Genomic DNA, 13,917 nt, shown 5'->3' with positions numbered 1-13,917 from the left:
AATGAAGAAAATAACCTTATCCCTATTCCTATTAAGTTTCAGTTTTGGATTTTCCCAAGCAACGGTCACTACTTATACGTATGCCATTAAAGGACTGGACACCCTAAAAATGGACGTCTATACGCCAAAGAAAATAAAGAAAAATGATTCCGTTCCAGTCTTGTTATGGATGCATGGCGGTGGATTTGTTGGTGGAAGTAAAAGTTATCCGAGTGAAGTAAGATTGGCGGAACTGGCAGCAGAAAAAGGTTATTTAGGTATTTCCATTTCCTATCGATTGACACGAAAAGGTCAATTGACCGGTTTTGGCTGCGATTGTCCCAGAGCTGATAAACTGCTGACCTTTAAAAATGCAGCAATCGACTTTCTTGATGCAGCAAAATTTATTTATGAAAATAAAGATTTATTGGGTGCGGATACTACTAAGATTATCGCAGGTGGGAGTAGTGCTGGCGCAGAAGGGATGCTCAACGCCGTATACATGCGCGAATATTTCATCGATAATTTAAAAAATTATGAGAAAATTAAATTCGCAGGTGTCTTTTCTTTGGCGGGAGCCATGGTCAATGCTGATTATGTATCTAAAGGAAATGCACTGCCTTCGGTGTTTTTTCATGGCACTGCGGATAATTTAGTGCCTTTTGCGAGTGCGGCACATCATCTTTGTAAACCGGAAAAGAAAGGCTACATCATATTGGATGGCTCCTCAACCATAGTAGATAAATTGGTAGAATTGGAAATGCCCTATTATTTCTATAAAGTGATTGGAGGAAAACATGAACTGTCAAATATCCCTTTTGACCAATTGGATGATGTTTTTGAGTTTTTTAATAAAACCATCTTTAAAAGAGAAGTCATACAAACTGTAAGAATAATTAAAAAGACATGAAAAAGTTAGGATGGTATATATTGATCGTTGTCGCTATTCAATCGTGTAAGACAAAATCCAAAAACGAATTTGGAACCTTATCAGAAAAAAGACCAAACATTATCTATATCATGGCCGATGATCATGCTACGAAAGCCATTAGTGCTTATGGACATCCTATCGGTAAATTGGCACCCACTCCCAATATTGATCGTATCGCGGAAGAAGGTGCTATTTTTATGAATAATTTCTGTACCAATTCCATCTGTGGACCTAGCCGTGCCGTAATTCTTACCGGAAAACACAGCCACATCAATGGGTTTAGAATGAATGGTAACCGATTTGATGGCGACCAGCCCACCTTCCCCAAGATGTTACAAAAAGCAGGATACAATACCGCACTTATTGGAAAATGGCATCTGCACGGAAATCCTCAAGGTTTTGACCATTGGAATATTTTGACCGACCAAGGCAATTATTACAACCCGGATTTTATCGCCATAAACGAAACCACCCAAAAAGTAGATACCACAAGAATTGAAGGGTACGCTACGGATATTATTACCGAAGATGCCTTAAAATATCTGGATAAAGTAAAAGACGGAAAACAGCCCTTCCTCTTAATGGTACAGCACAAAGCACCACATCGCAATTGGATGCCTGCGCTCAGGCATTTGAACAAATATGATGAGGTCAAATTCCCGTTGCCTGACACTTATTTTACCGACCATGAAGGTTCTATCGCTTCTAAAGAGCAATATCAAACCATTTATAGGGACATGTATGAAGGTCACGACCTTAAAATGACCTTGGCCAAAGGCACTAACGAATTGGCACACAATCCATGGACTACAGATTTTGACCGAATGACCACCGCGCAACGTGACGTTTGGGACAAAGCTTATGGTCCAAAAAATGATGCCATGCACGATGCCAATTATAACGACGAAGAACTGGCACTTTGGAAAGCACAACGCTACTTGCAGGATTATCTGGCAACCATTGCATCGGTTGATGAAGGTGTAGGAAAGATTCTGGAGTATTTAAAAGCCAACGGATTGGAGAAAAATACTATCATCATTTACACCACCGACCAAGGTTTTTATTTAGGTGAAAAAGGCTGGTTTGACAAACGTTTTATGTATGAAGAATCGTTGGCGATGCCTATGGTCATGAGATATCCGGCAGTGATTAAACCTGGTACGAAAGTTACGGCCTTGACCCAAAATCTCGATTTTGCCGAAACCTTTTTGGATTTTGCCGAAGCAGAGATTCCTTCCGATATGCAAGGAAAATCCTTGAGACCTTTAGTGACAAAACAGACCAATGATGACGTTTTTAGAGATGCCATTTACTATCATTATTACGATTTCCCGGCATTTCACATGGTCAAAAAAATGTATGGCGTGCGCACCAAACGTTACAAATTAATCCATGTATATGATGATATCGATCAATGGGAATTATATGATTTGAAGACAGATCCTAAAGAAATAAATAATCTCATTGATGATGATTCTTATGATGATATCGAAAGGGAGTTACGTTTAAAACTTGGCGCATTACAAGAGAAATACCTAGTAACGGATAAAGAATTTGAAAAAGCAAGTCCGGAAGCCATCCAACGAAACTATAAAAATTTTGAGCGCTTGAGAGGGCAACCTATGGAAGCTTACAAACACTAAAATCTATAAATCATGAATACCTTTAAAACATTCAGTATTTGCTTTGCGATAGTCGCACATGTAGCGTGTAAGGAAAGCACAGATGATAAAATGACTGTGGAGGAAACCCAAACCGAGCATACCTTTGAACAAAAAAAAAACAATTTTACAACCTATTGTAACCCTATAGATATTGATTATTCCTATATGTCGCATTATCGCGCTAGGAATAACGTCTCCTACCGTTCTGGAGCGGATCCTGCCGTTGTGAATTTTAAGGGACGCTTTTATATGTTTGTCACGCGCTCCCACGGTTATTGGGCTTCTGATGATATGAGCAATTGGAAATTTATAAAACCCCAGAGTTGGTATTTTAATGGCTCCAATGCACCAGCCGCAGCAGTTAAGGATGGTAAGGTGATCGTATTGGGAGATCCATCTGGTAGAGGAGCAGTTATAGAAACTGACAATCCTGAACTGGGCGATTGGAAAACCAACTACGCAGTAATCAATATGCCACATGGTACCCAAGATCCTGATCTTTTTGTGGACGATGATGGGAAAGTCTATCTGTATGAAGAGTCCTCCAACAAATGGCCAATCCGTGGCATTGAGTTAGATCCTGAAAACTATTATATCCCTTTGGGGGAACAAGTTGATCTATTCAATCTAAATCCAGAGAAACATGGATGGGAGCGTTTTGGGCAGGATCATAGATCAGATTTAAAACCTTTTATCGAAGGTCCTTGGATGATGAAGCACAACGGTACCTATTATCTCGAATACGGCGCTCCAGGAACCCAGTGGAACGTCTATGCTGACGGTGTTTATACCAGTAAGAATCCGCTTGGACCTTTTGAATACGCACCTTATAATCCTATTTCCTATAAACCGGGCGGCTTTTTGAAAGGCTCTGGTCACGGGAGCACAGTTAAGGATAACAACGGAAATTATTGGCATTATTCAACAATGGCTATTTCCGTGAATTTTAAATTTGAAAGACGTTTGGGGATGTATCCTGCAGGATTTGAAGAGAATGGCCAAATGTATGTCAATACGGCTTATGGCGATTATCCGCACTACCTACCTGATACAAAGGTGGAAAACCATAAAGAACGATTTACAGGCTGGATGTTATTGTCCTATAAAAAACCAGTTAAGACTAATTCACCTTTGGTCGAAAAGGAAATCAATGTGGTTGATGAAAGTGAAGACGGTTATATGCAAGAACAGATCAAGGATTTCAATATCAATAAGATCAATGATGAAGAGATCCGAAGTTACTGGGTTTCTGAGAGCAACAATGATTCCATTTATATTGAGATGGATTTATTAAAACCGATGGATGTGAGCGCGCTTCAAATAAATTTTCAGGATTTTAACAGCGTAATTTTTGGAAGACCTGATGACATCAAACAGCAATTCCTCATCGAATCGTCTTTGGATGGCCAAAATTGGGAGGTTGTTGTGGACTATTCAAAAAACACAAGAGATATTCCACATGCCTATATCGAACTTAAAAACTCGGTCGAAGCACGTTATATCCGTTATAATCACGTCTTCTGTACCAACAAGTATTTGGCCATTTCAGAGTTGCGTATTTTTGGTAAAGGAAAAGAGGCAAAACCTCAAACACCTTCCAATTTTAAAGTGGCCAGGCAAAAGGATAGACGCAACGCCAACTTATCTTGGGATGCGGTTAAAGATGCCACGGGTTATGTGATTTATTGGGGCATTGAAAAAGACAAACTGAATCTTAATGCCATGATGTATGACCATCCTGATTATGAATTGAGAGCGTTGACTACAGATCAATCGTATTATTTGCAGGTAGAAACATTTAATGAAAATGGAATTTCTGAGCGTAGTGAGATTGTTTTTATTGAATAACCATGACATCTGCTAGGAAGGTAGCTTCTTTTATTGGGCGTTTTAATTTTTTTTGCATTGTGTCTGTACTTTTATATAGATATATGGAAGAAATCCCAAGCCAAACTGAAAACCTTTGCATTATAGTTTGGAATTTGTAATTTCAACTTATATTGTCGATCACACCACGCAAAGCTTCAATTTTGAAAATTAAAATCATCATTTTATACATACAACTCTTATTTTCAACACTGTTGATAGCACAAGAGTTGCCTCCCATCACGACATATCAGGCACAGCAATATGGAGCTGAAAACCAAAATTGGAGTATTTCCCAGTCGGATGACCAGTTTATTTATGTAGCAAATAACAAAGGCCTTCTTGAGTTTAATGGGGCGGAATGGCAATTGTATCCTACACCAAACCAATCCATTATGCGGTCGGTAAACGTCATTGATGACCTGATCTTTACAGGGTGCTATATGAACTTTGGCTATTGGAAACGTAATGCTTTCGGTAGCTTGGACTATACCTCAATTTCTGATGAATTGGAAGTGCCACTTATTGAAGATGAGCAGTTCTGGAACATTTTATCCATGGATCACTATGTGCTCTTTCAGTCCTTAAATAGGATTTATATTTATGATTTAAATAATCGCAGTTATAAAATAATTGATACGCAGAGTACCATTACCAAAGTTTTCAGAGTAGAGGATACCGTCTATTATCAAGTTTTTGGAGAAGGCATTTATAAAATTGAAAGTGGGCAATCGGTGCTATGGATTGACAATCCAATTTTTTTAACAAATATTATTGTTAATATGTTCAATTATGATGGCGATCTGTTGATTGAAACCCAAGAACAGGGATTTTATAAATGGAAAGATGGGCAGCTCTTTGAATGGGACATACCAGCCAAAAAAATGATTGACAGCTTAAGCGTGTATAATAGTATCATGCTTGAAAATGGTGATTTTATATTGGGAACCATCTCCAATGGAATGGTTTATTTAACCCATTCGGGGGAGATCTCTTATACGATTGATCAGGTAGACGGACTTTCAAACAATACAGTATTGGGCCTATTTGAAGATAGTAACAATAATATTTGGCTGGCTCTGGACAACGGGATTAACTACATCAACATAAAATCGGCGTTGAGCATTTATAATGATAGGAATGGCGATTTGGGGACGGTCTATACATCCACACTTTTTGATGGGAATTTATACTTAGGCACTAACCAAGGACTTTTTTATAAAGCAATGGCTTCAAACGATCGTTTTAAATTTATTGAAGGCACAAAAGGGCAGGTATGGAGTTTAAAAGGAATTGGAGATACGCTCTTTTGTGGTCATAATTTAGGAACTTTTGTCGTGAAAGGTGATCAGGCACAATTGATAGCATCAATTCCAGGAACCTGGGACGTACAACCATTTCTTGATAACGAAAACCTTGTTATTCAGGGTAATTATAGTGGCCTCCATTTTCTACAACTGCAAAACGGACAATGGTCATATAAGAATAAATTGGAAGGCTTCAATATTTCATCCAAGCATTTCGCTATCGTGGACGCTCACACATTCTTAGTAAGCCATGAATACAAAGGCGTTTTTGCAATTTCATCCAATGCAGATTGGACTGAGGTACAGTCGGTTGTTAAAGATGCTTCTGTTGAGAAAGGTTTTGGTTCAAGTTTGACCACCTATTTGGATAAAGTCCTATATGCCTATGAAAAAGGGGTATTTGTATACGACAAACAGAAAAAGCAATTTGAGAAAGATAGTTTATTGAGTAGCGTTTTTCCAGTAGGAGAATATACCTCCGGCAAATTAATTTCAGATGTTCAGCATGATAGACTATGGAGTTTTTCAGATAAAAATATCTCCTATGTTTCTCCCGGAAAATTTAGTGAGAAACCTGTCATAACAAGAATTCCGCTGCCAAAATCTTTAAGGAAAGACATGACAGGTTATGAAACGATTTCTTTTCTGTCAGACGGCACCTATCTTTTTGGTACCTCTTCAGGTTATATTATTATTGATATCAATAAAATAGACCTTAAATCCTATGATATTGCAATTAACTCCATCTCTAATTATGCGATCAATGGCGAAGCGTTTTCTGTAGACATTACCAAACCATCCAATTTTGGTAATAATGAAAACAACCTTCAATTTACCTATAGTGTTGCCGAATTTTATAAGTATTTACAAGCAGAATATCAGTATAAACTCATTGGGTATTATGACGAATGGAGTTCATGGACTTCAGAGCCTTCGGTACTTTTTAAAAATCTACCCTATGGTCAATATACTTTTAAGGTACGTTCAAAAGTGGGGAATAATTTATCCGATAATGAGGCGGTTTACCAATTTGAAATTGCCAAGCCCTGGTACCTTTCTAACTTAATGGTTGTTATTTATTTATTAACTGTTATCACTTTGGGTGTTATGATCCATTATTTGTATAAACGGTATTATAAAAAGCAAAAAGAAGCGTTGATGTTGAAAAATAAACGCGACTTCGAATTAAAGGAACTTGAAATCGAACAGGAATTGATGCAACTTAAAAATGAAAGGCTAAAACAGGATATAGAAAACAAAAATAGAGAATTGGCAATATCAACAATGAGCCTAATCAAAAAGAATGAATTTTTGAATCAAATTAAGGAAGAACTAAAGAGTACCGATAATCAGAATAGTGTAAAGCCAGTCATCAAGATTATTGACAAGAATATAAACACTACAGACGATTGGAAGTTTTTTCAAGAAGCTTTCAACAATGCAGATAAGGATTTCTTTAAAAAGGTAAAAAGCAAACACCCTAAATTAACCCCAGACGATCTTAAACTATGTGCCTATTTAAGACTTAACCTTTCTTCTAAGGAAATAGCACCTTTATTAAATATTTCCCATAGAAGTGTAGAGGTGAAAAGATATAGATTACGTAAAAAGATGGATTTACCCCATGAAACGAGCTTAACAAATTACATCTTAGAATTATAGGCCTACTACATCTCAATATATCACCCATACATTACCACAACACAGCCTCGTTTTCGCCATATCTATTACGTTTTAGTACCAAATTTTAAAAACTACTAAATTCGCGGGTCTGCGGGGATTCTTTTTCATATATGATATATAATAGAGTGATTTTATGTGATGTATATTCATTGTTGTGGTGACTTTTATTCTTTTAATAATTGATTTGTCTAAGTTTAACAAATAAAGTTTTAAACTATGATAACAAAATTTCTCTCATTTTTAATTCTCCTTTCAACAACCTTAGCATTTAGTCAAACAATAAATGTTAAAGGGACTGTAAAGGATTTAGAAAGCGGCCAACCTCTTATTGGAGTCAATGTCATTGTTAAGAATACCTCAAAAGGTGTTTCTACTGACTTTGATGGTAACTTCAGCATAGATGCTGTTGGCATTAATTCAATTTTGGTGTTCTCTTATGTAGGATATCAAAATCAAGAAGTAACAGTTTTGAATGATCAACCTTTGACGATTGTATTAAGGGAAGACGCAGAAGCTCTCGATGAAATTGTAGTCATTGGCTACGGGACGCAAAAAGTTACGGATGTCTCTGGTGCGATTTCAACGGTGAAGTCCGAAATTATTGAAAACCTAAAACCGTTACGAGTTGAAGAGGCGCTTCAGGGTAATGCATCAGGTGTTGCGGTTATTCAAGGCGGAGCTCCAGGAAGTAAACCAACGGTACTGGTACGGGGTATTCCTTCGTTTTCGGGTACTGACCCAGTGGTCATTATTGATGGTGTGCCTCAGACATTAGACGATTTAAACGCCATAAATTCGGCAGACATCCAATCCATAAACATTTTAAAAGATGCAGCTTCAACCGCCATTTACGGTGTTAAAGGTGGGAACGGAGTCATTGTGGTCACCACAAAAAGTGGTAGAAAAAATCAAAAAACGGAGTTTTCATTTAATGCTTACACAGGAATCCAATCTGTAGATCGAAAACTCGGTATATTAAATGCATCAGAATATGCTGCGATTTTAAATGAAGGTAGTGTGGTGTCTGGAGGAAATTTAATATTCCCGGATATTTCTACTTTAGGAAGTGGCACAGACTGGCAAGATGAAATCTTTAATGATGCGCCATTAACCTCCTATACACTTTCTGCTCGAGGCGGTTCAGAAACTGTAGGTTATTTTGTATCTACGGGGTATTTAAGCCAAGGAGGTATTGTAGGTGGTATTGATAAATCTAATTTTAATAGACTGAATATCACCGCCAATATTGATTTTCAATTAACTTCTAAATTGAAGTTTATAGTCAATACAAGTTACGCAAACATTAAAAGTCAAGGTGTTGCAGAGAATTCCTTTAACTCTATACTTGGTAACGCTATAAATTTTGATCCTACCGTATCTCCATATAATACAGATCCCAATAATTTTGCCACACACGGCTATAGTAACTTATTGTTGTCTGAAATCTTTAATCCGGTTCAGAGATTAGAGGATACCTATAACGAGAGTAACGGAGATAAGCTATATGGTAAACTTGAATTGCAATATGATATTTTGGACAACCTTAAAGTTACCTCACGCTTCGGGTATACCAAATGGGATCAAGGAAGCAAAAGTTTTTCACCATTAGCTTATTATGGACCAAACAACGTGTCCAGTGATTACAATCCGGATGGGACTGTTAAGACACAAGAAGTTCTTAATGACGATGGAACAACCACCACAATTCCGTCGTTTCACAATAGTGTTTCCGAAAGGAAAAATGCAAATTTCAGTTATACATTTGAAACCTTTGCTAATTATGCACTTACTCTTAAAGACAGCCATAATTTTGACTTTGTTTTAGGAATTTCTAGAAGTCAATCTACAGGAAATGAAATGGGTACTACAAGACAGGATGTTAGGGATAATTCTTGGGCTTGGGCAGATATAGAAGCAGCTACAGGTGTCAACACCAAATTAAATACAAATGCTTATACAGGATATAGTCGTCAGTATTTAGAACGAAGAAACCTATCTTACTTTAGTAGGATAAACTATGATTATGAAAGTAAGTATCTAGCATCATTTTCTGCACGACGCGATGGGTCCATTGCTTTTGGTACAGATAATAAATTTGCAAACTTCTATGCAGGATCTTTAGGTTGGGTAGTAACCAACGAGGATTTCTTTAATTATGATGCCATTAATTTTTTGAAATTAAGAGGGAGTTATGGTACCGTTGGAAACGAAAACGTGGATCCGCAGTATGTGAGCATTGCTATTGGTGGTCCAAGCTATAATTCAACTGCCAATAGTAATGGATACACCTTCGGAAATGAATTTGTTTCTGGAGCGACCGTAAACTCGTTTGAGAACCCATTCCTGCGTTGGGAAGAACAGACCCAATACAATTTCGGTTTTGATGCTACTTTGTTTAACAATTTATCTTTATCTGTAGATTACTTTAATAAATCGGTTGAAGGCTTATTGTTTACAGAAGCACCGCCATTGTATGCGGGTACTTCAGAGCCAGTAAAATCTAACATTGGAAGCACTGAAAGTAAAGGTATAGACTTAACTATAGGCTATAGAAACAGTGGCCATAAAGAATTAAAATTCAATACGTCATTTAACTTTACTTCTTCAAAAAATCTGGTGACCGATACCAATAATGATGGTACGGCATTTGAGCCAGGAGGTTCATATTTCAATGGCCAGAGCCATTTTGCTACACGCTTCGAAAAGGGCTTTACACCGGGTTATTTTTACGGATATCAAACCGATGGTTTATTTCAAAACCAAGGTGAAATTGATGCCCATGCCACACAAACAGGAGCGCAATTAGGAGATATTCGGTTTGTGGATATTAATAATGATGGTATTATTAACGATGAGGATAAAACTAAAATTGGAGATCCGTTTCCAAAATTTAATATCGGTTGGAATTTAGGTTTTGACTATAAGAATTTCGATTTAAACATGTTTACTTATGCCTCAGTAGGCAATGATATTTACCGAGCCTACGAGCGCAATGCACAGTTTACTAACAAGGATAGAACCATTTTAAACAGATGGACTGGAGAGGGCACAACTAATGATGCCAAAAACCCGCGCTACACTTTTGCAGATACCAACAGTAATATTAGACCCTCTGATAGATATGTGGAAGATGGGAGTTTCATCAAAATTAAAAGTTTGATTTTAGGTTATACCATCCCAGAAAGCTTAAATGCAGGATTTAGTCAAGTACGGATCTATGCACAGGCAAAAAACCTATTGACACTTACTAAATATCAAGGTTTCGATCCTGAAATATCTGGAGGAATTTTGGATACAGGTATCGATAGAGGTGCTTATCCACAAGCAAGAACATTTTTAATTGGTTTAGACCTTAAATTTTAACATCAAAAATAAATTAGTATGAAAAATATAAAAAATAGTATAGGATTAATCATCATACTTTCGATCTTTTTGGGTTGTTCAGATGTGGTTGACTTTGATCCTCATGATGAATATCAAGTTACAGAAGTAGATTATTTGCAATCAGAAGCAGATTATCAGGCCATGGCAGTAAGTTGTTATACACCAACGCAATGGTTAAATCAAGTGATTGTCGTTGGAGATGTTGCTTCTGATAATGCCGTAGCAGGTGGTGAAAATGCTTCCGACGTCGTGGCGTTTCAACAAATAGACGATTATGCGATATTGACCAATAACAGTACGCTAGAAGACTTATGGTTATCAGCATACGAAGGAGTGAACAGAACTAATTACTTAATAGCCTATAAAGATGCTAACCTGTTGGGCAATACAGTAAATTTTGACGGTAAAGAAGCGCTCTTTGGAGAAGTCCACTTTTTAAGAGCCTTTTATTATTTCAATTTGGTTAAAATGTTTGGCGATGTCGTCTTGTTTACAGACCATAAATTAGGTCTTTCAGATTTTGGCACTTTACAAAGATCTCCAAAAACTGAAGTGTATGCACAAATGGAAAAAGATTTGATTCATGCCATTAGTGTTTTACCAACATCACAATCACAACAAGGGCGAATTACCAAATATGCAGCTCAAGCTTTACTGGGGAAAGTGTATTTATATCAAGATAAGTTTGACGAAGCGGTTCCAGTACTTCAAAGTGTTGTAGATGGTCCGTTTAGTTTGGTCACTAATTTTGATGACATCTTTTTATTGTCAGGAGAAAACGGCCCAGAATCTGTTTACGAAGTTCAATACTCTAATGGACAACCTTATTATAATTGGGGCGGTATAACAAGAGGTCAAGGAAATCTTGCTGTTCAACAAGGTGGGGTCAGAGGATTTAATGGCACAGCAAACATGCCTTACAACTCTGGTTGGAGTACAAATTTACCAACCCAAGATTTGGCGGCAGCATACGACGATGGTGATCAAAGAAAAGAAGCTACCACTTTTGATGTTGAAGCTTACGCAAATAACAATCCGAGTTTAAATGTCACTTATCAAGTGGCACCTTTTAAAAACACAGGCTTGTATAATAAAAAGTATTTGCCAAGGAAAGGTCAAACCAGTGGACAACCAGAATTGAACTACGAAAACAACCAACGTACCATTCGCTATTCAGAAGTGTTGTTAATGGCAGCAGAAGCAAACTTAAGATCATCATCTGTAAACCAAGCAGCAGCGCAAACCTATTTAGATAGGGTACGTGACAGAGCATTCGGCGACCAAAATCACAGAGTTCCTGCAACAGTTCAAGCAGTTTGGAACGAAAGACGTTTAGAACTAGGTATGGAAGGCGATCGTTTTTTCGATTTGGTGAGAACAGGACAAGCGGCCGATGTTTTAGGAAGTAGAGGTTATAATGCGGCAACATTAGGACTTTTTCCAATTCCTCAAAGAGAAATAGACATCTCTGGTTTAACTCAGAATGCCGGATACTAAAAAAACAACGATATGAAAACAGTAAAATATATATTTAGTTTAACTCTAATAGTGTTCACACTTTTCGGTTGCTCACAAGATGATGTTGATACAAGTTTTGTAGACAAGATTGCACCGCCATCAAACGTGTCAGCTTCAGTGACTGTAAGCCAGGATAACACTGGAGCAGTTACCATTACACCAATAGGTGAAGGAGCAGTCTCGTTTAAGGTAGATTTTGGAGATAATTCAGATCCATCTGAGGTGATAGCATCTGGTAAGAGTTTGAATCACATTTATGAAGAAGGTACGTACACAGTAATTATTATTGCTAATGGTCTTAATGGGCTTTCAACAACAGTAAATCAACCGATAGAGGTTTCTTTTAAAGCACCTCAAAATTTAATGGTGACTATTGAAAATAGCGGTACGATTTCCAAAACCGTCAATGTTACGGCTTCTGCAGATTTCGCCTTGAGTTATAGCGTCGATTTTGGTGATGGCAGCGATCCGGTGATGTCGAATAATAATGACACAACCACGCACACCTATCAAGAGGCTGGCACTTATACAATAACCGTTACAGCATACAGTGCGGCTGTTGAAACTACGTCATACACCGAAGAATTTGAGGTGGTCGAGATTCTGCAGCCGATAGAAGCGGCACCATCGCAGCCCAACAGAGCAGCAGCTGATGTCATTTCAATATTCAGCGATGCCTATGAAAATATTGCGGGAACAGATTTTTATCCGAATTGGGGACAATCAACAACCTACAATCAAATTGATATCAATGGCGATTATATCATCCAATACGGAAATTTAAATTACCAAGGGATTCAGATTGGTGCTACTGCAGATGCCTCTCAGATGGAGTTCTTACATATCGATGTTTGGACTGCTAACGAAAATATGGCTTTGGATATTTACCCGATAAGTATCGCAACCGACGAAAAGTTTGTACAGAAGGATCTTGTAGCAGGTCAGTGGAACAGTTACGACATCCCACTATCTGAGTTTACAAGTCAAGGCCTTTCCATGGATGATATCCATCAATTCAAATTTGATGGGATTCCTGGAGGAGGAACCATATTCATTGATAACCTCTATTTTTATAAAGATTCTTCAGCGCCATCAGCACCTCAATCGGCAGCGCCAACACCAACTTTACCTGCAGCCGATGTGATTTCAATTTATAGTGATGTCTATACCAATATTGGCATCAGCGAACTGAACCCAAATTGGTCACAAACAACAACATTGGAAGAAGTGGCCATTGATGGGAACAATACCTGGAAATACGATCAATTAAACTATACAGGTATCGTAACCAGTTATGACAATCCAACAAATTTGTCTGAGATGACCCATGTACATTTTGATTATTGGACTCCAGATGCCACATCATTAGGATTAAAATTGGTGAATACCAGTTATGGTGACGGAGAACCATTAAAAGAAGATATAGAATTCTTATCAACTGTGGTCATTGGAAGTTGGGTCAGTGTAGAAATACCTTTATCAAGTTTTACAACGGATCGTTCAGGAATTACACAATTGCTCTTTGAGTCATCAGGTGCAACCGTTTATATAGACAATCTTTATTTTCATAATTAGAAATAAAAAA

7 protein-coding genes are annotated in these 13,917 nt (G+C 37.6%); all 7 read left to right on the top strand.

Annotated features, from left to right (window positions below; all coding sequences use genetic code 11):
• The first annotated feature begins 1 nt into the window (after position 1).
• Complete coding sequence (locus ESZ48_RS06155) at positions 2-889, top strand: alpha/beta hydrolase (protein ID WP_129016443.1); 888 nt, start codon at positions 2-4, stop codon at positions 887-889.
• Positions 886-2,553, top strand: a complete 1,668-nt coding sequence (locus ESZ48_RS06150; RefSeq protein ID WP_129016442.1) for a sulfatase family protein — start codon at positions 886-888, stop codon at positions 2,551-2,553. The genes ESZ48_RS06155 and ESZ48_RS06150 overlap by 4 nt, the downstream gene beginning before the upstream one ends.
• Before the next feature lie 12 nt (positions 2,554-2,565).
• Entirely contained in the window at positions 2,566-4,422 is a 1,857-nt protein-coding gene (locus ESZ48_RS06145) for a family 43 glycosylhydrolase (RefSeq protein WP_223266371.1), read from the top strand.
• Positions 4,423-4,604: 182 nt separating this feature from the next.
• The gene (locus ESZ48_RS06140; protein ID WP_223266370.1) at positions 4,605-7,409 is read left to right on the top strand and encodes a triple tyrosine motif-containing protein; all 2,805 of its coding nucleotides are present in this window, start codon (positions 4,605-4,607) and stop codon (positions 7,407-7,409) included.
• 237 nt (positions 7,410-7,646) lie between these two features.
• Positions 7,647-10,793, top strand: coding sequence for a SusC/RagA family TonB-linked outer membrane protein (locus ESZ48_RS06135; RefSeq protein ID WP_129016441.1), 3,147 nt, complete (start codon positions 7,647-7,649; stop codon positions 10,791-10,793).
• An 18-nt stretch (positions 10,794-10,811) separates the two neighbouring features.
• Entirely contained in the window at positions 10,812-12,311 is a 1,500-nt protein-coding gene (locus tag ESZ48_RS06130; RefSeq protein ID WP_129016440.1) for a RagB/SusD family nutrient uptake outer membrane protein, read from the top strand.
• A gap of 12 nt (positions 12,312-12,323) precedes the next feature.
• Complete coding sequence (locus ESZ48_RS06125) at positions 12,324-13,907, top strand: PKD domain-containing protein (protein ID WP_129016439.1); 1,584 nt, start codon at positions 12,324-12,326, stop codon at positions 13,905-13,907.
• Positions 13,908-13,917 lie beyond the last annotated feature (10 nt).

The sequence above is a fragment of the Gelidibacter gilvus genome (genome assembly GCF_004115975.1).
GTDB lineage: Bacteria > Bacteroidota > Bacteroidia > Flavobacteriales > Flavobacteriaceae > Gelidibacter > Gelidibacter gilvus.
The sequence above is the reverse complement of the archived record's forward strand: the minus strand, read 5'-3'. Positions and strand labels throughout refer to the sequence as shown.